This is a genomic window from Acidobacteriota bacterium (genome assembly GCA_033549365.1).
Classification (GTDB): Bacteria; Acidobacteriota; Aminicenantia; order Aminicenantales; family Saccharicenantaceae; genus JAWSUF01.
In genome coordinates this window covers 526,410-549,576 of the sequence record JAWSUF010000001.1, presented here as the reverse complement: position 1 = coordinate 549,576, position 23,167 = coordinate 526,410, and the positions used below count along the sequence as shown (strand labels likewise).

The window sequence follows — 23,167 nt, the reverse complement described above, 5'->3', positions numbered from 1 at the left end:
CGCTATTCTATCGGCTCGGCCGGGGATTGGCAAGTTGCGGTTAGAAAAACAGGGTCCCGATTGTGAACAGGGCGAAACCGGCCAGGAATAGGGCCAAAACGACGAAGAGTTTCCGGATCGTGTCCTGCTTGATCTTGTGCTTGTGATTGGAAATATACTTGACGATCATAAGATACCAGAGGGTTGACCCGATGCCGCAGGCGAGGGAAAACAGCGCCGCCCAACCCAGACCCTGGCGAACCAGACCATGGGCGGTCATGGTCCCGGCCACGGCGAACCAGAAGAAATACAGAGAGGGGTTAGAAACATAGAGCAGCAGCGCTCCGACAGCCGGTCGCGCTGTGGCCGCCCACGGTTTCTGGGGGCCGGTTGACAGCGTAAACGTCCGGGATTGGATGAACAGCCTGAGTCCGATGGCGAAAAGAAGGCCGGCGGCGACGACTTTCAGATAGGGGAGGGCGGGCGAAAGATTGAACTTGATATGGAAAAACCCGGCCAGAATGGCCAGGCAATAGACGAAATCGAGGACGGCGGCCGTCATCCCGGCCAGCAATCCGTGAGAGGAACCGCGTTTGAGGGTTTGGGAAAGAACGAAGGCGTTGATCGGCCCCAGGGGAATGGCGGCGACGAAGCCGACCAACAGTCCGATGAGAATGAACATGAAGGATCCGCTCTGCCCGAAAAAAGATCTTTAGGCCAACCTGAAAAGGCGCCCGGTCGTCAATGGAGTTTAGACTTTAGACATGCGGGACGTATTGGTTTCCGCCTTGTCTTCGTTCTCTCTCTCGATTTCTATGCCCAGAATTTTGGCTGTTCCTTCATAAACCATCCGGAGATTTTTTTTCTCTTCCTGAAGTTCCGCCAGCTTTTCCCGGACTTTCTGGAGTTCCGCCTCGACCTGCTCGTCGATGGAGTCCATCTGCTTTTTGACATCTTCCATGGTTTTTCTAAAAAGCCCTTCGCTGTCTTTGTTCATGCGACTGCTCCTTTCAAGTCTGATCTATCATAAAGCAAAGAGATATTCTAGCTGGGTGTAAACTTGAAACTTTCGACCTTCCAGACTTTGACGGCAACGCCGTCCTTTGTCGCGGGGCGGAATCTCCATTTCCGGACGGCGCTCTCGGCGACTTTTTCAAACGCGGGATATCCCTTGATGCCGCGAACGGTCCGGGCATCGATGACCTCGCCCGTTTCCGAGATGAGCATGTTGACGACCACCGTGCCTTCGATGCGGAACCGCCGGGCGGATTCAGGGTAGACGGGCTGGACGGATTTGAGAAGCTGAGGTTCGACATCGACGTTTTGCAGCGGCACGATGTCGCCGGCCTTGACGGAAGGTTCCTCCGCTTGAGATTTAACCGGAGGGGCTTTCGCCTCCGGTTTGGATGGGGCGGGTTTATCCACGGCCAGGGAGGCTTCGGGCAAGGCGAGAATGGCCGCCGGTTCCGGGGTGGGAGCCGGTTTTCTCTCGGGCTCGGCTTTTGCCGGGGCGGGTTCGGATTTCGCCGGGGTCGGCGCAGGTTTTTCCACCGGCGGAGGCGCTTCCTGTTCCGGGACGGATTCTTCGATTTCGGCTTCGGCCGGCACTTCGGACTCGGCGACCCTTTCGGCCTGTTGGGCGATGGCTTGCGCCGCGAGAGAGGCAGCGGAGGATGTGTTTGACGTGGTTTTTTCTCCGGGTTTCAATACGAAGAAAAACAGGGCCGCGGCAACGACGATGACGCCCCCGGCGATGGGAACAATGGGAAAGCCCTTCTTATCGGAAGATTCTTTGTAGGTGTCGAAAATATCGGCCTTTTCGATGGGAATCGAACCGGTAGTTTTCCTGACCCGATCTTCTGTTTGGATTCGCGGTTGAGTTTCGACGCTTCTCGTGGTGGGTCTTCCGGTCGCCCGGGCCGCGGCGGGTGGCGGAACAGGCGACGGCGGAGGAGTCGGGATTTTGGGTAGTGCCGTCTTTGTCGTCTTTTCTGTCCTCTTGAAACCGATTTCATCCAGGGTGCCTTTCAGGAGGGCATCGATATCCGTGATATCGGTTGTGCGTCTCTTGGGTTTCGGTTTTTCCATGGTTGGGGCAGAGATCTGAGTTTCGGCGGGCGGGTCCGGCGGCTCGACCGGCGTGGTCTCTTTGGCGGGAGGCTCGGCCTCGGGCTGGGGCGGGGCGGGTTTTGCGGTTTCAGCCGCGGGCTCCGCGGTTTCCCCCGGCATTTCGAGGACTCTCCGGATCACGGATAATACGGCGGAGATGTTGACGGGTTTGTCGAAATAGTCCACCGCGCCGAACGTCTCCATGGCTTCTTTCCGGTAACTTTCGTCTTTTTGGACACCGGTGATGAAAATGACCGGGGTTTTCTTTTCCGTGTCGGCATGAATCCGGGAGCAGAGTTCAAATCCATGGAGTTTGGGAAGGAGAATTTCGCTCAGCACCAAATCAGGCGCCTCGGCCTTATACTTCCAGAAACCCGAAAAACCGTCGGTGGCCGTCAGGACCTGAAATCCCTGCTTGGCCAGATTCTCGGTCATGAATTGGAGAAAAGATTGATCGAAATCAATGACAAGAATTTTCTTTCCGTTCATGGCTCACACCCGCCTTCCCAGGATCCGCCCCCTTCGGCAAAACCCCCTTTCCCATCGCGGGAAAAGGGCAGAACCCGGCTTGATTTTAGCGTCGGTCTCTTTATGTCATCGGCGCCCGGTCCGGTCAATCACCTCTAGAGGTGATTCGTGGGATGATATTCACGGGATGTCCGGTCTTCAATCAAGATTTGAAGGATTTCAAGTTCATCGGCATCGAACCAGATTCTGTGGCAGGACAGACATTTGTCGACGGGGAGAATGTCCTGGTAACTGTAAGGGCGGGAGAGCATGATATGCCCGCACCCCGGGCATTCCAGACCTTCCTCGACGCGGTTTTTCCGCCGCAGACGGGGATTGTTGACGACCTCGCGTTCAAACACGGCGGCCTTGATTTTCTGGTCCTCTGTAAAAGCCGCTTCCCGGCGGGCGATCAGGCGGTCCATGGCCGATATGGGAACGAGGCGGCCCCGGCAGTCCCGGCAGGCCTGAATCCGTACCCCTTCATAGAAAATTTCATGGAGAAGCGTTCGGCATCGAGGGCATAAACCTTTGGGCCGGGTTGATCGGCCTCGTTTTTTGGATTTCAGCCGTTGAGCGATCCGGATCTGGGGGAATTCCCGGGCCTTGGCCTCCAGACCTTCCCGGATGTTTTTCAGGTGGGAAAAAAACGAGAAATCCGGCCGAGTCAACAGATCCGCGATCTCGAACGGACCTTCCCAGACACCCGAATCGTTTTGGATCATCCATTCTCCCTGTTCCGCAGGCGGTTCCGGCAGAGTGGCGGAGATGACGTTTCGTGCCGACTCGCGTTGGGAGTGAATCTCCCGGATTTCCTTGAAAATGTCGTCCGGGGTCTTGCGGGCCATGGCCGCCAACGGTTGGATTCTGGCCATCAGGGGCGGGTGGGAGTTGAAAGCCCGGCTGAGTCGACTCAGCCGGATTTCCCGGGAATCGGGCGGGACGATGAACAGGGGCGTGTAGGAGAGGCTGAAATTCCCGACAAAGGAATTTTTGACGTGGGCCCGGGCGATGGCCCGGGCCAGCGCGGCGGGATTGCGGCAGAGTTCAACGGCATCGGCGTCGGCCAGGAGTTCCCGCTCCCGGCTGACGAGGGTGCTCAGGAGATGCATGATCAGGGCCGACAGCGAAACGGCCAGGTAGGCGAGAACCGGCCCGGCCCTGCCCGGAGATCCCCCCCGTCCTTTATGTCCGGGTTCATGTTTTTCGGGTTCGAGCGCGCCGCGGAGCTTTTCGAAGGCGTTGGCCAGCGAGCAGACAAGTGTCAGATAAAAGGTATCGCCGCGGGCGACATGGGCCAGTTCGTGGGCGGCGACGGCCTGGAGTTCATCCCGGGTGCAGTCGGCCAGAAGGCCTTCCGTCACGGCCACGCAAGGGACACCGTCCGATCCGACCAGAGCCATGGAATTGATGGCGAAGCAGGGGATGACGTAGGGAATGACCCGGGGAAGACCGGCGGCGATCCGGATCTCTTCGACGGAGTTGGCAAACCTCCGGTGGTAAATGTCGGAAAGTTCGGCCGGTGAAGCCTGAAGACGCTTGAAAATGAAGGCGGCTCCGTTTTTCCGGGCGTCATGGAAGTGGATCCAGGCGATGACAACGGCGGTCGTGAGGACGGCGGCGGGGAAAAGCGTCGGGAATCGGCCGGTCATCCAGGGATCGGAAACCAGAAACAGGCCGAGGCCCCAAATGAAGGCCAGAGCGATGAACCCCACGGCGAAACTGTAGAAAACGACCAGAACCAGAAAAACGAGCAGACTTCGGCCTTTTTGCCTGCGCTGGATCTCGTAGAAGTCGGCCGGGCGGACGGGCATTTTCAGTTTCTCCACAATCCTTGCAGAAGTCAGTATACCCCATCTACTAAAAAAAAATCCCATTAAATTTTGCCTTACGCTTCTCGAAACAGGTGGCGCCGGCGTTGTCTTACAGCAACAATGTGATATCATGAATCGGACTTTTTCAGGAGGTGACGGCATGAGGAATCTTTGTGGAAACAGGCGCATCGCTGTCACGGCGATCTGTCTCTTGTTATGTGTCGGTTGGGCCGCTGCGGCAACCGAAAAAAAGCCTCTCACATTCGAGGATATGATGCGGTTCCGCAGCATTGTTCGTCCGGCGATCTCCGAAGACGGGGCCTGGGTCGCCTACGCCGCCCAACCCGACAGAGGAGACGGCGAAGCCGTCGTCCGGAATACACGAAATGAAAAAACATTCGTCATTCCCCGGGGAACGAACCCCGTCCTGTCGAAGAACGGCCTTTGGGCGGCCGCGGTCGTCAGTCCGCCCGCAGTCGAAATAGAAAAAGCCGCAAAAGACAGGCCGAAGCCGGGCTTGGCCCTCATCAACCTCACGACCGGCGAAATGTCCGCCTGGGAGAGAGTTGAAGATTTTTCTTTTTCCGACGATTCCCGCTGGATCGGTTTTCGGATTTTTCCGGAAGAGCGGAAAGACAAGCCCGAAGCTTCGGCTCCGGCTGAAAAAGATTCCAAACGCGATTCCGGACGGACACTTGTGCTCCGCCGGCTGGCGGACGGAGAGGAAATCCGCATCGACGACGTCGCGTCGTATTCCTTCGCCCCGGACTCGGGTCGACTGGTTTATGCCGTGGCCAAAACCGGAGGCAAGGACAACGGCCTGATCGCCAGAGACCTGGCCGCCGCGGCCAGCTCGGAAACGAGGCTTCATGCGTCCGACGGGACCGTTTATCGCAACCTGTCCTGGACGCGTGACGGTGCCCGGTTGGCTTTTCTGGCCGGCGCCCAGGATGACGGCGGCCGGATCGAAGCCTGCAATCTATATATCTGGGCGACCGGTGGAGCGTCATCCCCCGAACCTGCGGTGAAGGCCGGACTTCCCAAGGACTGGATTTTCCCCGCCGTGAACGAGATCTCCTGGACGCGGGACGGGAAGCGTCTTTTTGTCGGGCTCAGGCCCGGCGGGAAACCGGAGGACCCGGAAAGACCGGAAGGTGGAAAAAAGGAGGACGGAGAAGCCCTTCTCTTCGATAAGGCGACCATTCTCGAAAAACGGGAGGTCGACGTCTGGCACTGGAACGATCCTCTGATCGTCACCCATCAGAAAAAAATCTGGCCGCGGCTCAAGGATCGGACCTTCCGGGCGGTCTGGCATCTGGAGACACGGCGCCTGGTTCCGCTGGCCGGCGAAGACATGCCGGAGGTTCTGACATCGGAAAACCCGCGCGTTGCACTCGGCCTGTCTCCCGTGCCTTACCTCAAGGAGGTCACATGGGACGGCAACTACCAGGATGTTTATGTCTTGGATTTGTCCGACGGCCGCCGAACGAAAATCGTCGAGAGGCTTGAATCGCGGCCGTCACTGTCTCCCGGCGGACGTTACGCCGTCTATTACGCAAAGGGACAGTGGCATCTCCATGATGTCCGATCAGGCCGCACCCGGGACCTGACCTCCGCATTGGATGTCCCCTTCGCCAATGAGGATCACGATACCCCGGCCGAACCGCGCGGATACGGAACGGCCGGCTGGGCGGCCGACGACTCGGCCGTTCTGATCTACGACAAATTCGACATCTGGCGTTTCGCGACCGCCGACGGGCGGGCCGTGAACCTGACCGAGGGCGCGGGCCGAAGAGATCGGACGGTCTTCCGGGTTTTGCGTCTCGATTCGGAATCCCCCGGATTCGCCAAAGGCGAAAGGCTTCTTCTGTCCACCTATCATGATCACGAAAAGCACTATGGATTTGCCTCCCTGCGCGCCGATTCTCCCGGATTTGAAGTCCTTCTTGAAGAAAAAAAGAAATTCCAGTTCCTGCTGAAAGCGAAAAACGCCGAACGCATTCTCTACACCCGCGAAGACTACGGCGAGTTCCCCGACCTCTGGACGGCTGGAACGGACCTCTCCGATCCGCGCCGACTTTCCGACATCAATCCCCAAATCGTCGAGTTCGCCTGGGGGTCGGCCGAACTCGTGGAGTGGGCGAGCCTTGACGGCCGGCCGCTCCAGGGCGTGCTGATCAAACCCGAAAACGGGGAGCCGGGCCGCCGCCTGCCTGTCATTGTCTATTACTACGAACTGTTCTCTCAGCGCCTTCACGAATTCAATCCCGTGGTCGTCAACCACCGGCCCAACTTCCCCTTCTATGCGAGTAACGGCTATGCCATCTTCCTGCCCGACGTGCGGTACGATCGCGGTCTGCCCGGAATGTCGGCCGTGAAATGCGTCGTCCCCGGAGTCCAGAAAATCATCGACATGGGTGTCGCCGACCCCGCCGCGATCGCCCTCCACGGCCATTCCTGGAGCGGTTATCAAACCGCTTTTGTCGTGACCCAGACCGATATTTTCGCTTGCGCCGTCGCCGGCGCTCCCGTCTCCAACATGACCAGCGCCTACAGCGGAATCCGCTGGGAATCAGGTTTGGCACGCCAGTTCCAGTACGAAAAAGCCCAGAGCCGGATCGGGGCCACGCTCTGGGAGGCGCCTCTTCTGTATATCGAAAATTCGCCGGTGTTCTATGCCGACCGCATCCGGACGCCCCTTCTCCTGATGTTCGGCGATGTCGACGGAGCCGTGCCCTGGGAGCAGGGGATCGAAATGTACATGGCCATGCGCCGGCTGGGGAAAGACTGCATCTTCCTTCAATACAGGGGCGAACCTCACCACCCGCAGAAATACGCCAACAAACTCGACTATTCGATCAAAATGAAGGAGTACTTCGACTACTACCTCAAGGGCAAGCCCGCCGCGGATTGGATCGTCAAGGGGGTCCCCTACACCGGGAAATGAACCGGACGCCCCCCGATACCGCCGAAGCCCTGAAACGCGTCCGGGCCCTTCTCGACGGGGCCATGGACATCGACCGGGCCCGCGTTCTTCTCCGGCTTCAGGCGGTCCGCGACCGGAGCGGGGGACGCCCCGCTCCGGCGGCCTTCCTACGCGAGCTCGCCGCCGCGGAAAAACGTCTCCAGGCCTCCGTCCGTGAACGGAAGGACCGGACAGCCCGCCGGCCGCGCATCGTCTATCCTCCCCGGCTTCCCATTTTGGAGAAAAAGGGGCCCATCCTGCGTGCGCTCCGCGACCACCGCGTGGTCATTGTGGCCGGAGAAACCGGATGCGGCAAGAGCACCCAGATCCCCAAGATGTGTCTCGAAGCCGGCCGCGGCCTTGGCGGCAAAATCGCCTGCACCCAGCCTCGTCGCATCGCCGCCGTAACGATCGCCCACCGAATCGCGGAAGAACTGGGTGAAGCCCTGGGCGTTTCCGTGGGTTACAAGATTCGTTTTCAGGATCGGACGCCCAGGAGCGCTTACATCAAGGTTCTGACAGACGGCATGCTGCTGGCCGAAACCCAGGGGGATCCCGGACTCCATGCCTATGACACGCTGATCATCGATGAAGCCCACGAGCGGAGCCTGAACATCGATTTTCTTCTCGGGATCACCCGGAAGCTTCTCGACGAGAGGTCCGATCTCGCCGTCGTCATTTCGTCGGCCACACTGGACATCGAAAAGTTCAGCCGGGCTTTCGGCGACGCTCCCGTCGTCGAGGTCGGCGGAAGAATGTACCCGGTCGAAGTCGAATACAGTGCCCCGGATCCAGGGGATGACGAGGCCGACTCCTTGGATGCGGCGGTGCAGGCCGTCGACGACATCGTCAGCCGCCGACCGCCGGGCGACGTTTTGGTCTTCATGCCGACCGAACAGGACATTTTGGAAACCTGCCGCCGGCTGGAGGGCCGAAAATACGCCGCGACCGAGATCCTTCCTCTTTTCTCCCGGCTTCCTGCGTCCGCCCAACGCCGGATCTACACGGTTTCAGGACCGAAAATCGTTGTGGCCACGAATGTCGCCGAGACCTCGCTCACAATTCCCGGGATCCGCTATGTCGTCGACACGGGAACGGCCCGGATCGCCCAATACCAGCCGGGGACGCGGATCAACAGCCTGCCCGTAAGCCCCATCTCCCGGGCGAGTGCCGACCAGCGCAAGGGACGCTGCGGGCGCGTCCGGGAAGGAGTGTGCCTCCGTCTGTATTCCGAAGAGGATTACGAGGACCGGCCGGAATTCACGCCGCCCGAAATCCTTCGCTCGGATCTTGCGGGTGTCGTCCTGCGGATGCTCGATCTCCGGCTCGGGCATCCCTCAAATTTCCCTTTCATCGACCGTCCGTCGGTCCGGGCTGTCCGGGACGGCTTCGAGACGCTCGCCGAACTCGGCGCCGTGTGCAGGGAGGGGAGCGATTTTGTTCTCACCGACCGGGGCCGGACCATGGCCCGCATTCCCCTCGATCCCCGGATCTCGCGTATGCTTCTCGAAGCGGCGGGAGGGGAGGGCCTGCGCGAGGTCGCTGTCATCGCCGCCGCCATGAGCATCCGCGATCCGCGGGAACGGCCGCCGGGAAAAGAGGAGGATTCGACCCGGGCCCAGGCCCCCTACCGCCACCCGGACTCCGATTTCCTGTCGCTCCTTAATATCTGGGAAGCCTTTCAGGAGGGATCGGGAGGAACCGCATCCCAAGGGTGGAAGAGGCGGTTCTGCCGGGACACGTTCCTGTCTTTCACCCGCATGCGGGAATGGGAACGGCTTCACGCCGAGATTCTCTCCGTTCTCGAGGAACAGGGACTGCGGCTTGGCCGGCCTCACAAAAAAGAGATCACACCCGCGCTCTACGCCGATATCCATAAGGCCGTTCTGTCCGGATTCCTGTCACACATCGCCGTCCGCAAGGAGAAAAACATCTTTACGGCCGCAAGGGGCCGCGACGTCATGGTCTTTCCGGGATCGACGCTCTTCAACGCTTCGGCCCCCTGGATCGTGGCCGCGGAGATGGTCATGACCTCCCGCCTGTTCGCTCGGACGGCCGCGAAGATCGACCCCGGCTGGCTCGAGGCCCTGGGCGGCGACCTGTGCCGGCGGCACTACGATGAACCGGCCTGGAACAGAACGCGCGGCGAGGTGACGGCGAAGGAGAGAGTGACGCTCTACGGTTTGGAAATCGTCAGGGACAGAATGGTTTCCTATGGGAGGATCGATCCCGAGGCGGCTCGCGATATCTTCATCCGCGAGGCCCTCGTCGAAGGCGATATGGACGATCCGCCGGATTTTCTCGCTCACAATCTCGCCCTCCGCAAAAAGGTCGAAACGCTCGAGGAGAAGTTCCGGCGGCGGGATTTCCTGGCCTCCGACGATGCTCAGGCCGCCTTCTATGCCGGGCGCCTGCCTCCCGATGTCCGTGACGTCCGATCCCTGGCCAAAACCGTCAAGGACAGGAGAGGGGACGGATTTCTGAGGATGGCCGAAGCGGATCTTCTGCTCCGGCGGCCCGAAGACGGGGATCTGGCCGCATTCCCCGACGCCGTGACGGACGCCGGGCGCCGGTTTCCGTTGATCTACAGGTTCGCGCCGGGCGAGGACGACGACGGCGTCACCCTGGCCCTTCCGATCCACGATCTCGACATCGTCGCCGCCGGGAAAGCCGAAGGCAGCGTCCCCGGACTTTTTCCTCAGAAGATCGCCGCCCTCGTCAAGGGGCTTCCCAAGAGATATCGAAAGCTCCTCATGCCCGCCGCGGAAGCGGCCGAAGCCATCGCCGCGGATATGGCCGGATGGCCGGCGGACGCCTCGTTCTTCAAGAATCTGGCGGCCGTCGCCAAGCGCCGATTCCGGGCCGACATTCCCGAGGCCGTCTGGGCCGCGGTCGAAGTTCCCCGGCATCTCAAGGTGAGACTGGAGATCCGGGGGCCGGACGGCGGCGTCGTCGCCACCGGACGAAATTACGGGGCGCTTCTCAAGGCCGCCGAGGAAGCCGGGCGCCGTCCCGTTCCGTCGGATTCGCCGGAGTGGCGCGCGGCCCGGGCCCGATGGGAAAGAATCGGAGCGACGGCCTGGACGTTCGGCGATTTGCCGGATACCGTCGAGGTGGGAGGCGGCGCGGTCGGTTATCCCGGACTTGCGCCGGGCGAGTCCGGTGTCGATTCCAAACTCTTTTCGTCGCGGCGGGAGATGGAGGCCTCACATGTGAATGGGGTCGGCGAGCTTTACGGCCGCGCGTTCGCCAAGGACTTGGCCTTCGTCCGGAAGTATCTCGCCCTGCCCGCGGAATATGAGCGGCCGGCGCTTTTCTTTGGGGGCAAGACGGCCGTTGAGGAGGGGATGGCCCGCAACCTGGCCCGGCTCGTTTTCGAAAAAAACATCCGGACGGAAGCCGAATATGCCGACTACGCCAAGTCCGTTGTCCGCGCCCTCTTCGACCGCGGCCACGCCTTGAGGGAGGCGGTCATTCGGGTGCTCGACGCCGACCGGGGCTTCCGCAAAGCGGCGGCCGATGCGGAGGCATCGCCGAAAACGAACAAGGTTCTGGCCGGGATCATCGAACGGGTCCGCGAGGGCGTCGAGCGCATCGTGCCCAAGACTTTCGCGGAGATCCATCCGCCGGAGAGAATGTCCCGGCTGCCGGATTACATCGCCGCCGCGCGGATCCGGATCGAGCGGGCCCGGTTGGGGCCGGAAAAAGACAAGGCCAAGGACAGCCAGGTCCGGGTCTTCGAAGAGGCCTTGCGGCGGCTGGAGGCCGGAGCCGATCCGAAGCTCCATCCGGAAAAAGTGACGGCCGTCGAAGAGTTCCGTTGGCTTGTCGAGGAGTTTCGGATCGCGGTTTTCGCCCCCGAACTGAAACCGGCCGTTCCGGTTTCGGTGAAGAAGCTTGCGTTACGCCTGCGCGAAATCGAGGCTATGCGGTGAAGGCGTTGTTTTTCAAGGTTGTGGCCGGTTTGATGCTGGTTCTTGTCCTTTTTTCAGCCTCGACCTTTTCGTCCCAAGATGCCTTGCCTGAGTTGAAAGTGAAGGCCGCCACCCGCGAAACCCTGGCCGCGGTTTATGATGAAGTGAAGGACATGCCGGCCTATCCGGACGAGCCCTTCATCCGCATGGACGTCTTCATCGGCGAGGACGACGACGACACCAACAAGGACATCCACGCCGTTCTTCTGGTTGCGAAGGAACACGGTCACCCGGCGCTCCGGGTCCAGATCGTCTTCATGGAAAGGCGGCGGGGATTTCCTGTGATCCGGATTGCCCGGGAAACGAAGAGTTTCCTCTGTGTTTTTGAAAACGGCGGATTGGACGTCCGCTCGACGACATTTACAGCTGCGGATATCGACGGGCTGGCGCCGGGCCTGCTGAAGGCCGTCCGCGACAAGAAACGCATCCTCGGCAAAGCGTCTTCAGGACGGTCGGCTGAATGAAAGTTGTCCGAGAGATCCAGGCCAAGTCCATTCTCAATGCCTCGAAGATCCACGACTACTGCATCAATCCTTACACCGGTTGCGAGGTCGGATGTGCCTACTGCTATGCCGCGCTGTTCATGCGCCGTTACAGCGGCCACAGCGAGCCGTGGGGGGAGTTCGTCGACGTCAAGGTCAACGCGCCCGAGCTTCTGGCCCGGCAGATCGTCCGGGCGCGGCGGGGAACGATCTGGATCGCCTCGGTCTGCGATCCCTACCAACCGATCGAGGAACGTTACGGACTGACCCGGCGCCTGCTCGAGGTTCTGGTGGGATGTGATTTCCCGGTCGAGATCCAGACGAAGTCGGCCCGCATCCGCCGCGACCTCGATGTGATCCGCCGTATCCCCGATGCCCGGGTCGGGTTCTCCGTCGCTACGGACGACGAAGCTGTGGCCGGACTATTCGAGAAGCGTGCCTCGCCGATCGGAGAGCGAATCGAAGTCCTGCGGGAATTCAAGACGGCGGGAGTTCCAACTTTTGCCTTTGCCGGGCCGCTTCTTCCGGGAAATCCCGAGCGGCTGGCTGCGCATCTGGCCGGCGCCGCCGATCGTGTCCTCATCGACCGGATGAATTACGTCCCGGCGGTGAGGGCGATCTATGCACGCCACGGCTTGCTCGATGCGCTGAAAGACTCGTTCTTCATAAACCAGGCGGCGAGATTGACACGTGCCTTGCGCGCCCGCGGCGTCGCCGTCGAAACCGTGTTTTAACATCGTCTTTCCTTTCGGCCGGATTCAATAAGGCCGGCCGATTTCCCTCGCCCTAACCGAAACAGAGTGAGTCGCGAGAATTTTTCTATTTTTGTGGCGTCTTTAAAAAAGAAGCAAAAAGTATAAACAGTGGTATAATTATGCCGACAATCCTGAGAGAAGGGCGATACCGTTTCTTCTTCTTCAGCAATGAAGGTTTTGAGCCGCGGCATGTTCATGTGGAAATCGGAGACGGATATGCGAAATTTTGGCTTGAACCTATCGAATTGGCATTATCGGTGGGATGTAACGCCGGGGAGCTTCACGAAATCCGGCGGATTGTCATAACAAATGCGAAGTTTTTTAAGGAAAAATGGGATGCGTATTTCGGCATCAAAAACGACTGAAATTATGGCGGTCGATGTCCGTTTCGAAGAGCGGATGATGCATGTTCGGATTCTTGACGGGCGGATCATCAGCGTTCCCCTGGAATGGTTTCCCCGCCTGAGAGACGCCCGGCCGGAACAGAGAGAAAACTGGCGACTCATAGGGAAAGGCGTCGGAATTCACTGGCCGGACCTCGACGAGGACATTTCCGTCAAGGCCTTGATGAAATAAATCAGCGGAGATAGGTTCGTGGGAGAGCCGGCCTCAAACCGATGAGGAACTTGTAATCCGAGCCGCCGGAAATCTCGGCCAGGGCGTCGGCGGCCGCGGGGGAGTCGCGGCGGTTGTCGATGAGCACAACCTCATCACCGACGCCGATGGTTCGGTCGTCCCCCAGATCGATCATGATGTGATTCGACGTCACGGCCGGAAGAACCGGAAAGCTCTTTCCCCCGATAAGGACGACGCCCGGACCGCCCAGCAGATGGGGATAGCCGTCGGCATATCCGACACCGACCGTCGCGATGCGCTTCGGACGGTCGATCCGGACGGACTTCAGGTAGGACAGGCTTTCTCCAGGCCTGACATCACGGACGAAAGTCACAGTCGCCATGAACCGGAGAGCCGGTTCGAGGCCGAGACTGTCTTCGCGGCGCGTCCGGGCGTTGGGGTAATAGCCGTAGAGTGCGATTCCGGGACGGACCATGTCGAGGAAGACGTCGTCGTCGCCGAAAAGCGCCCCGCTGCTTGCGGCATGGCGAAGGCCGCAGTCGATGCCCTTGGCTTTGGCCTCCGCGCAGATCGCCGTGAAGACACGGAGCTGCTCCCGGTCGAACTCCGGGTCCTCGGTCAGGGCGGTCGAAATGCCCTCGATTTGGAGGCGGGGATGCGCCGCCGCGCGTTCGATGAGAGCCGCGGCCTCTTCAGCCGGAACTCCGGCCCGGTTCATGCCGGTATCGACATGGATGTCAATTTCGGCCGTTGTTTCGGCTTTAGTTGCGGCGGCGTCCAGAACGGCCAGGTCATCGAGGGACGAAACGGACTGACGGATTTGGCGGCGGAGGATGTCTTCGGCGTCCGGCGGTCCGAAGGGTCCGAAATTGACGACGGCACACCGGATGCCCGCGGCCCGCAGCCGGGCGGCTTCGGAGAGCTTCCCGGTCATGAGGGCGGCGATGCCGGCCGATTCGAGATGGCGGGCGACCGCGACGAGCCCGTGCCCGTAGGCGTCGGCCTTGACGACGCCCATGACGGGGACCCGGGTCCGTTCGCGGATCCGGTCGAGGTTCCGTCCAACGGCGCCCAGGTCCACTTCGATCCGGGGATCTCGGGAACCTGATAACGGCGCTTCGGCCGCCGGCCTTGCCGGTTCCGGTGTTTCGGCCTCCCGGCGGCAACCCGCCGCGCCTCCGGCGGAAAGAAGGGCCGCGGCCGCGCCGCCCGTTTTCAAGCGCTGGATGAATTCCCTTCGGTTCATGCGATCCTCCTCGTCCCGAATCGTTTCGAGAATAGGCCGGGGCGCAAGACTTTGTCAAGATCACCAAACTGAAATCCTGCTTGCCCGATTCGGCAATTGATGGTGATGACGCTTGATGTCGACAAAAAATTATTGCAGAGGCGATTTCGAACAAAAGTGTCTTGGAATATGTTTTTTTGAGTAAAAAATGACACTCTAAGCTTCTCGCTTCAGCTTGAAAATTTTTTAAATGATTGAATATCAGTCAGATGCCAAAGCCAAGCAACCTTTGATATAATAACAACATGGACCAATATTCGCTCTTTTATCGATTCGGCGCGGCGCTGTTTATCGGCATGCTGATCGGCCTCCAGCGCGAACACAGCTACGAAGATTCCGAAAAAGCCGATCAGAAAACCTCAGCCGGCGTCCGGACGTTCTCCCTGCTCGGCCTGGCCGGCTGCGGAGGCGCCTTCGTTTCCGACCTTCTTCAATCCCCCTGGCCGTTTGTCGGCCTGTTCGTCATCATCGGGATTTTCACGACCGCCGCTTATTTTTTTACGGCCCAAAAGGGCGATCCCGGCCTGACGACCGAGGTGGCGATTGTCATCACGGTTCTGGCCGGCGCCTTGTGCTACTGGAACGAGCTTGCTTTGGCGGTGGCTTTGGGAGTTGCGACGGCCGCGCTCCTGTCCTTCAAGATCGAACTCCACGGGTTTGTCGAACGCCTCAAGCGCGAAGATATTGTTGCCGCACTGAAATTCGCTTTGATCACCGCCATCGTCCTGCCCGTGTTGCCGAACCGGGGATTCTGGGGACCTCCGTTTGATGTCATCAATCCTTACAAGATCTGGCTGATGGTCGTGCTGATTTCCGGCATCGGCTTTTCAGGGTATGTCCTCTACAAGCTGGTGGGTTCGCGCCGCGGCATCATCCTGACCGGACTTCTGGGCGGCCGTCGTTTATCCCCCTCTTCTCCGGCAACTCTGGCCGGCGCTCTCCGCCGGCGCCCTGGCCGGGCTGGCTTACGGATATTACCTTCACCTGGCGCCCCGCGGAGAAAGCGAAGGTGATATGGAAGTCAAAAACCCCTTTGAGCTCAAGCCGGCGATCACTTTCGGATTGCTGTACGGGGTTATCCTCCTTGTTGCGCGCGCGGCCCAACTCTATTTCGGCGACATGGGGGTTTACATCTCGAGCCTGGCTTCGGGGCTGGCCGATGTCGATGCCATCACGCTTTCGATGACGGAATTGAGCCGCTCCGGCAACGTGGGTCTCGAGGTCGCGGAACGGGCGATTGTGCTGGCGGCCGTATCCAATACGGTGGTCAAAGGCGCCATCGTCTTCACGGGCGGCTCCAAGGCGCTGCGCCGGGCGGTTTTGCCCGGTTTGGTTTTGATCCTGGTTGCGGCCGTCGCCGTCGCCTTTCTCTTCTGAGCCGGAACCCTGACTTGCCTTTAGTCCTATTATTTAGTACCATTAAGCCATGCGGATCGACACGACCAAACTCCGAAAGCTGGCCGGCCGACGCGGTCTGACCCTCGGCGCCCTCCTTTCAAAGGCCGGGGTCAGCAAGACGGCCTTCTACCACCTGGTCCATAAAAACTCCGTCCTCCCCGCCTCTCTCCGGTCGCTTGCCGACACCCTGGCCGTGCAGCCCGGCGCCTTTCTCACCGAAACGGACCCGGATGTCGCGAAGATCGAGCGGATCCGGGCCCTCACCGACCGCATCATCACCGGCAACCCGAAGCTCGATCGGGACAACGTTCGCCTGACGCTGCTTCTTCTCGAAGAGGAACCGATCCGGCGCCTGCAAAGGAGCTTGACCCGTGGCAGAAAACTTGAAAAGGACGCCTTGGCCACGATCAAGAAGAAGCGTTCACAAGGCCGGAAAGGCCGGGGTCGGACCTAAGAACCCAATGACGCTGCACGGAAACATTTGACTTGACGACAGCGGATTGATATCCTTGGGCCGCTGAGGGGAGGAAACCGCTCATGGCTGTCAAGTGCCCGACCTGCCATTCCGACAACACCGATACGGCCCGGTTCTGCAGCAGCTGCGCGACGGCGCTCGTTACTGCCGCCGCGACTCCGACCCCTCCTCCGCCCCCGCCCCTGCACCCACGCCCCTTCACCCAAACCCTCGAGACGCCTGCGCCCGCTCCGGCCCAGGCCGTGGCCCCCGGAACCGTTCTTGCCGTCCGCTACGAGATCCTGGGCAAAATCGGCGAAGGAGGCATGGGCGAGGTCCATCGGGCCCTCGACCGCAATCTCGGCCGCCATGTCGCCATCAAGATCCTGCCCGCCGCCTTCGCCGCTGATGCGGAGAGGCTGGCCCGCTTCGAGCGCGAGGCCCGGCTCCTGGCCGTCCTCAACCATCCCCACATCGCCACGATCCACGGGCTCGAGGAGTTCGAAGGGCGCCGGTTCATCGTCATGGAGCTCGTGGAAGGCGAGGCCCTCAGGGCGAGGCTCGACGGCGGGCCGCTCGAGACCGGGGAAGCCCTGGAGCTCTGCCGGCAGATCGCCGAGGGGCTCGAGGCCGCCCACGAGAAAGGGATCGTCCACCGCGACCTGAAGCCCGGCAACATCATGATCACGGCCGAGGGCGCGGCCAAGATCCTCGACTTCGGCCTGGCCAAAGCCTACGCGGGAGAGACAACAGGCGTCGACATCGCCAATTCCCCGACGATCACCGCCCGGATGACCGAGCCCGGCGTCATCCTGGGGACCGCGGCCTACATGAGCCCCGAGCAAGCCCGAGGCCGGTCCGTCGACAAGCGGTCCGACATCTGGGCTTTCGGATGCATCCTCTACGAATGCCTGACCGGGAAACAGGCTTTCCATGGCGAGACGGTATCCGATACCCTGGCGCAGATCCTGAAGGGCGAGCCGGATTGGACAGCGCTCCCGCCGAACACGCCGCCGAACATCGCAACCCTCCTCCGCCGCTGCCTGCATAAAAGCCCGAAGAACCGCCTGCGCGACATCGGCGACGCCCGGATCGAGATCGAGGCGCCGGCCGCCCCCGCCGAAACGGCGCCGCTCCTCCGGCGGCTGCCGCTTCCCTGGCTGGCGGCAGGGGCGGTTGTCATATTTCTCGTGGGTGCCCTCATCGACCGACTTTTCTTCGGGTTCTCCCAATCCACGCCTTCCGCCCCGACCATCACGTCGACCATCAAGGTCGAGCCGGGCCACTGGCTGGACGGCATGCGCCGGACCCAGGAAAGGGAATGGCCGAGCCGCAGAGCCATGGCCATCGCGCCTGACGGCAGCTTCCTCGTCTACAGCGCGATCGAAGAGAACCCCGGCCCGCAAGCGAGATCCCGGCTGTATCTCCGAAGAATGAACCAGAGCACGGCCTCGCCCATCGCCGGAACGGAAGGCGGCATCAACCCCTTCCTCTCGCCCGACGGCCGCTGGGTGGGATTCTGGGCCGACGGCAAGCTCAAGAAGGTCCTCGTCGAAGGCGGAGTGGCCGCGACGCTGTGCGATCTGCGCCTGTGCTACGGGGCGAGCTGGGGGCCGGATGACCGCATCGCCTTCTCGGGTGGAGACGACCTTTTGGTCATCTCGGCCGCGGGAGGGGAGGCTGAGCGTCTGACCTTGGCCGGCCCCGACCGGGAAGACCTTGACCACATCTTGCCCTTCTGGCTCCCCAACGGAAAGGCCGTGCTGTTCTCCACCCGGAAATACCCTTGGGATTCCCGACCGAACCTCGCGCTCCTCGATCTCGGCACCCGCGAGTGGAGGACCCTGATCCCCGATGCCGCTGACGCAAGATATCTCCCGGGGGGATATCTCCTCTTCCTGAGACAGGGCACGCTCATGGCCGTGCGGTTCGACCAGGGAAAGACGCGGATCGCCGGCCAGCCGTTCCCCGTCGTGGACGACGTTATGCAGGCCATCATCCCCTGGGGGGCCAATAATACGTCGGCCGGCCAGTTCGACGTCTCCGGATCGGGCTCGCTCATCTACGCGGCGGGCGGAGTGCTTCCCGACCTGCGGAATTCCCTTGTCTGGGTCGACCACATGGGGGCCGAGGAGCCTGTCGCGCCCCTGCGATCGGCCTTTCAGGCCCCGCGTCTATCGCCGGACGGCCGGCGGATCGTCTATGTCACTCAGGGACGGGATTGGCAGGTTTTCGTGTACGATCTGGAGACCGGGACGAACAGCCGGCTGACGCACGAAGGGATGTCCAGCCGGGCGATCTGGGCCCCGGACGGCCGCAACGTCGTCTTCGAGTGGTTCGTCGGACCGGGCATGAACCTGTTCTCTCAGCCCTACGACGGGAGCTCGCCGATGGAGCGGCTGACGACGGGCGACCTGAGGCAATGCCCCTCTTCGTGGACCCCGGAAGGCCGGACGCTTGCCCTGACCGAAGGGGGCGACATCCTACTCCTGGATACCGATTCGGGGCGCGTGCGGCCTTTTCTGAATTCCCCGTTCGTTGAAGGATTCCCCGAATTCTCGCCCGACGGGCGCTGGATCGCGTATGTATCCGACGAGTCCGGGCGGGAGGAGATCTATGTCAGGCCCTTCCCAGATCCCGGGGCCAAGCATCAGGTCTCGAGCCTGGGAGGGAGCCAGCCGCTTTGGGCGCGGGACGGGAAGCGGCTCTATTTCCGGTGGGACGACCAAGTTTGGGTGGCGGATGTCCGGGTGGACAACGGTTTTTCGACCGGCAAGCCGCGACTGCTGTTCGAAAAGGCGGGGTATGCGCCAGGAAGCCCGACCCGCAACTACGATCTGTCCCTCGACGGCCGGCGGTTCCTCATGGTCAGGCAGGAGGAGAGAACACCCGCCCCCGTCACCGAGATGATCCTCGTCCAGAACTGGTTCGAAGAGCTCAAGCGACTGCTCCCGCCCGGTAAGAAATAGCCCTTCATATAACCGGATTTCTCTTCGGCTCGGGCTCAATTCAGACGGACGATCTTTCCTGGCTGTCTCGTCGAGCCAGTCGATATCGACGGCCTGGCAAGTTTTCTCGAATTCCCGGTCGCCGGTCACGAGAGGGCACGTTCCCGGACAGATGTCCTGAGCCACGAGCACGGCATCAAGAGGATCTGCATGCGGGCGCCGGTCGACTCGATCTTATTGTTTGATGCGGTCGATTTCGGCGAGCCGGAGGCGGACGCTCACAATATAAGGCGGCTCACCCTCCGTCCAGTGGCCGTAAGTCGTCAGGACGAACGTGCCGTCGGGAAGAACCTCGACGCCGGGATAGGCGCAGTCGGCGTCTTTGGTGTTGTCCATGATCCGGATCCGGGCTTGGCCCTCGTTCCCGCGGGCGATGTCGTCGAACGTCCCGACCCAGGCGACCCAGTCACCGCGCGTCGGGCTGTCGTGGGCCATGTCCCGGAAGGAGACGAGCAACCGTCCGTCGGGGCCGTATTTGCCGGTGTGGCGGTCGCCCGTAAGCGATCCCGGAAGCTCCCGCGGCGCGCTCCACGTCCGGCCTTCGTCCTCCGAAAAGATGACGAAGGAATTGCGGGTCCGGCTGTTCTCGCGGAGAAGGGCGGCCAGCGTTCGGCCGTCCGGCGAACAGACCACGCCGGGCTCGCAGAGATGGATTTCGCTGGAGCGATAAACGGGCTCGGGGAAAGTCCAGGTCAGCCCGCCGTTCTCTGAAAATGTTGTATAGAGGGTGAAAACCCGGGGCGTCTCTTCCCGGGATTCCTCGGTGAAGAAACGGCCGTCGTCGTGAAACATGGCCAGATAGCGGCCGGGGCCGCCGCGAAGCTCGACGACGCTCGACATGACGACGATCCCGCCCCAGTCGCCGACCGCCTCGAGCGGTGTCCAGGTCGCGCCGTCGTCCTCAGAGACCGACATCCGGGCCGGATAGAGTCCCGAAAACAGAATAAGTCGCCGCAGCCCGTCGGGTCCGATGACCCGGTGAAGGGTCGGCGTTTCGAGGGAGGTCGCCCAATTGTCCGGAACGGGCAGGCGTTCGCTCCAGGTCAATCCGCCGTCCGAACTCCGCTTCATGACGATGGCGCCGCGTCCGTGGCCCTTGGGATAGACGGCGATCATTGTGCTTCCGTCCTCGAGAAGAACGGTCGTCGGGTGTCCAAGATATTGACCGGGTTCACGGTCGACGACGATCTGCCGATCGGTTTCGGCGGAGAGATCGACAAGAGGGATCGAAAAGCCGCGCGGGACAGGGCCCGGCTCAGGCGCCGTCCGGCCGCAGGTGGCAAAAAAATAGGCTGCCAGGGCGATCGCCGCGGCGATTCCCGTCGTCACGGAACGGCTGTTTTCCCGCCTCAAGCTTTTCATTGGCATCCACCTCTTGAAAAAAGGGAATCTATGGAAGTCGGCAAAGTTCCCCAATGCGGGATATCAGCGGCCTTCGATTTTTCTCCAGGCTTCGATGAAGCGGACGACCTGGTCGACCATGGTTTCGGCCATCTTCCGGCCGAGTTCGACATTCGCCTCGCGGGGATCGCGGAAGGACCAGATCCCGTTCGAGGACAGCTCATGGCTGGCCCCGCCTTTTTTCGTCTCGACGGGGACTCCCAGCAGGGTGTCGAGAATGTTGTTCAACCTCGGATTGTCGGCGGCCGCGGCCCGCAGCTTTTCCGACCGTTCCGTATATCGCATGACCGGTTTTTCCGCCCGGTCCATGCGGACAAGTTCCGGGTGGAGATAGAGCATGAGGGAGGTTTCGTTGACGCCGCCGTGCATGTCGCCCGGCACGCCGCCCGATTCCTTCATGATCGAGCTGCCGTGTCCCACGGCGACGGCGACGGCCTCGGTCTCGTGATTGATCCGGTGGATGACCCTCTGCTGGACGATGTTATTGCCGCCGTGATAGTTGAAGAAGAGGATGCGGCGAAAGCCGTATTGGATGAGGATTTCGGCCGTCTCGAAGAGGACCTGGGTCATGGTTTCGGGCTTGAGGCTCAGGCTGCCCGGAAAACCCGAATGATAGACGCTGTATCCGGACATGACGACCGGGGCGACCAGAAGGCCCGTGCGCTCCGAGATCATCCGCGCCGCGCCCATGGCCTCGTAGAAGTCCGTCCCGAGGGGAAGATGCGGACCATGCTGTTCGGTGCTCCCCATAGGAATGAGAACCATGTCGCTTGTTGTGAGATAGTCGCGGACATCCACCCAGCTCATCTCCTGAAGGACCTTGGCTTGGGCCGCTGCCGGCGCGCCGACGGCCGGTTCGGGAAAACCGGCTGCCATGAGAAGAATCGCGATGCAGCAGAAAGCATAAGTGCCGCCGGATCTTTGATGATTGTTCATGGGGGACCTCCTTTGATTCGATGGGTCTTGATGCGTAGGCTATTCTATCATGAATTGCCGCTGCACGAGTTTTCGTTTTTGACTTCCTTTTGACCTTGTGTTATAGGTTAGGATTCATCAAATGACAAGATTATAAAGTCGAAATCGGTATCCACGTGAAATTCCCATGAGCCTCAATATCGTTCTCATCGGCCTGGGTCAGGTCGGCATGCATCTGGCCAAGGTTCTGTCCCTGGAAAACCATGACATCGTCGGGGTCGAGATCAATCCTCCCCAATGCCGAAACGCGGACGACTGTCTGGACATCAAAGTTCTCCAGGGTTGCGGAACGGATCATGCCGCTCTCGAGGCCGCCGGAATCGCCGATGCCGACATGTTGATCGCCGTCACGGGAAACGACGAACAGAATGTTCTGGCCTGCAGCATGGCGGCGCGCTACGGCGTCAAGCAGAAAATCGCCCGAATCCGCAACGTGTCGTTCTTTGACAATCCGCCGCTTTTCCGGCTTTCCGACTGGGGCGTCGATGTCGCTATTCAACCCGAGGTCGAAACGGCCAAGGAAATCGTTCTGCTCATCAAGCGGGGAGCCGCATCGGACGTTCTGGAATTCGCCGACAAGAGGATTCAGGTCCTCGGCATCCGGATCGATGCCACATGTCCGATCAAGCACCAGACACTTGAAAAAGTCAGCCGCGATTTTCCGGACAAGGTCTTCCGGACGGTGGCCATCCTGCGCAACAACAAGACCATCATACCGGGCGGAAGCGACCTCTATCTGCCCCGGGATCAGGTTTTCATCATTGCCGCCGCGGAGGACATCCCCGAAGTCATCGAACTCATGGGGAAGTCCGACGAAAAACTGAACAAAATCATGATCCTGGGCGGAGGCCGCGTGGGCCGGAAGACGGCCCGTCTTCTCGAGCAGGAGGGCGACGTCAGCATCAAGCTCATCGAATCCGATCCCGACCAGGCCCAAACTCTGGCCGACGAATTGAAACGCACGCTGGTCATTCAGGGCGACGGCCGGGATTTCAACCTCCTGGCGACGGAGGATATCCTGGAGATGGACGCCCTGATCAGCGCCACGAACGACGAGGAAACCAACATCCTGACCAGCCTCCTGGCCAAGCATCTGGGCGTGACCAAGACCATCGCCCTGGTGAACCGCCGGGAATACCTGCCCCTCATGGCGCCGATCGGCGTGAACGCCGCGGTCAATACAAACCTCATCACTTCAAACACCATCCTTCGCCTGATCCGGAGAGGCGATGTCGTGTCCCTGGCCAACCTGTCGGGAGTCGATGCCCAGGTCGTGGAGTACCTGGCTCATGAAGAATCACGCATCGTGCGCAAACCCCTCAGCAAGATCAGCTTTCCGGACGGCGCAATCGTGGGCGCCGTCACCCGGGACGACAGCGTCTTTATTCCCTTTGGGGACACGCGGATCGAGCCGGGCGACCACGTCGTGATCTTTTCGCTGCCGCAATCCCTCCAAGATGTCGACAAACTCTTTTCGAGTTAGCG

16 protein-coding genes and 1 pseudogene are annotated in these 23,167 nt (G+C 61.0%); 10 read left to right on the top strand and 7 right to left on the bottom strand.

Annotated features, from left to right (window positions below; all coding sequences use genetic code 11):
• Positions 1 to 40: 40 nt before the first annotated feature.
• The 4 genes from SCM96_02470 to SCM96_02455 form a co-directional block, all read right to left on the bottom strand.
• Positions 41 to 661, bottom strand: coding sequence for a LysE family transporter (locus SCM96_02470; GenBank protein ID MDW7759483.1), 621 nt, complete (start codon positions 659 to 661; stop codon positions 41 to 43).
• 69 nt (positions 662 to 730) lie between these two features.
• Entirely contained in the window at positions 731 to 976 is a 246-nt protein-coding gene (locus SCM96_02465; GenBank protein ID MDW7759482.1) for a hypothetical protein, read from the bottom strand.
• Between the two features lie 47 nt (positions 977 to 1,023).
• Positions 1,024 to 2,577, bottom strand: a complete 1,554-nt coding sequence (locus SCM96_02460) for a TonB family protein (protein ID MDW7759481.1) — start codon at positions 2,575 to 2,577, stop codon at positions 1,024 to 1,026.
• A 134-nt stretch (positions 2,578 to 2,711) separates the two neighbouring features.
• On the bottom strand, positions 2,712 to 4,409 hold the full coding sequence (locus SCM96_02455) for a zinc metalloprotease HtpX (protein MDW7759480.1): 1,698 nt from the start codon (positions 4,407 to 4,409) through the stop codon (positions 2,712 to 2,714).
• 160 nt (positions 4,410 to 4,569) lie between these two features.
• Between SCM96_02455 and SCM96_02450 the strand changes: the two genes are divergently transcribed.
• The 6 genes from SCM96_02450 (at position 4,570) to SCM96_02425 (ending at position 13,161) form a co-directional block, all read left to right on the top strand.
• Positions 4,570 to 7,356: a prolyl oligopeptidase family serine peptidase gene (locus tag SCM96_02450; GenBank protein ID MDW7759479.1), complete on the top strand. Its 2,787-nt coding sequence runs from the start codon at positions 4,570 to 4,572 to the stop codon at positions 7,354 to 7,356.
• Entirely contained in the window at positions 7,353 to 11,309 is a 3,957-nt protein-coding gene (gene hrpA / locus SCM96_02445; GenBank protein MDW7759478.1) for an ATP-dependent RNA helicase HrpA, read from the top strand. Before SCM96_02450 ends, hrpA begins: the two co-directional genes overlap by 4 nt.
• The gene (locus SCM96_02440) at positions 11,306 to 11,812 is read left to right on the top strand and encodes a hypothetical protein (GenBank protein ID MDW7759477.1); all 507 of its coding nucleotides are present in this window, start codon (positions 11,306 to 11,308) and stop codon (positions 11,810 to 11,812) included. The genes hrpA and SCM96_02440 overlap by 4 nt, the downstream gene beginning before the upstream one ends.
• Entirely contained in the window at positions 11,809 to 12,564 is a 756-nt protein-coding gene (locus SCM96_02435; protein ID MDW7759476.1) for a radical SAM protein, read from the top strand. The genes SCM96_02440 and SCM96_02435 overlap by 4 nt, the downstream gene beginning before the upstream one ends.
• A gap of 140 nt (positions 12,565 to 12,704) precedes the next feature.
• On the top strand, positions 12,705 to 12,950 hold the full coding sequence (locus tag SCM96_02430; protein MDW7759475.1) for a DUF4160 domain-containing protein: 246 nt from the start codon (positions 12,705 to 12,707) through the stop codon (positions 12,948 to 12,950).
• A gap of 4 nt (positions 12,951 to 12,954) precedes the next feature.
• Positions 12,955 to 13,161: a DUF2442 domain-containing protein gene (locus SCM96_02425; GenBank protein MDW7759474.1), complete on the top strand. Its 207-nt coding sequence runs from the start codon at positions 12,955 to 12,957 to the stop codon at positions 13,159 to 13,161.
• Position 13,162: 1 nt separating this feature from the next.
• On the opposite strand, the gene alr is transcribed toward SCM96_02425, so the two are convergent.
• On the bottom strand, positions 13,163 to 14,407 hold the full coding sequence (gene alr, locus SCM96_02420) for an alanine racemase (protein ID MDW7759473.1): 1,245 nt from the start codon (positions 14,405 to 14,407) through the stop codon (positions 13,163 to 13,165).
• A gap of 284 nt (positions 14,408 to 14,691) precedes the next feature.
• On the opposite strand from alr, the pseudogene SCM96_02415 reads away from it, so the two are divergent.
• The 3 genes and pseudogenes from SCM96_02415 (at position 14,692) to SCM96_02405 (ending at position 19,267) form a co-directional block, all read left to right on the top strand.
• Positions 14,692 to 15,823: pseudogene (locus SCM96_02415) on the top strand (MgtC/SapB family protein).
• A gap of 49 nt (positions 15,824 to 15,872) precedes the next feature.
• Entirely contained in the window at positions 15,873 to 16,298 is a 426-nt protein-coding gene (locus SCM96_02410; protein ID MDW7759472.1) for a hypothetical protein, read from the top strand.
• Positions 16,299 to 16,381: 83 nt separating this feature from the next.
• On the top strand, positions 16,382 to 19,267 hold the full coding sequence (locus SCM96_02405; protein MDW7759471.1) for a protein kinase: 2,886 nt from the start codon (positions 16,382 to 16,384) through the stop codon (positions 19,265 to 19,267).
• 213 nt (positions 19,268 to 19,480) lie between these two features.
• On the opposite strand, the gene SCM96_02400 is transcribed toward SCM96_02405, so the two are convergent.
• Both SCM96_02400 and SCM96_02395 read right to left on the bottom strand, forming a co-directional pair.
• Positions 19,481 to 20,668: a sialidase family protein gene (locus SCM96_02400; GenBank protein MDW7759470.1), complete on the bottom strand. Its 1,188-nt coding sequence runs from the start codon at positions 20,666 to 20,668 to the stop codon at positions 19,481 to 19,483.
• Positions 20,669 to 20,731: 63 nt separating this feature from the next.
• Entirely contained in the window at positions 20,732 to 21,643 is a 912-nt protein-coding gene (locus SCM96_02395) for a creatininase family protein (protein ID MDW7759469.1), read from the bottom strand.
• A 166-nt stretch (positions 21,644 to 21,809) separates the two neighbouring features.
• On the opposite strand from SCM96_02395, the gene trkA reads away from it, so the two are divergent.
• On the top strand, positions 21,810 to 23,165 hold the full coding sequence (gene trkA, locus SCM96_02390) for a Trk system potassium transporter TrkA (protein MDW7759468.1): 1,356 nt from the start codon (positions 21,810 to 21,812) through the stop codon (positions 23,163 to 23,165).
• The last annotated feature ends 2 nt before the right edge of the window (positions 23,166 to 23,167 follow it).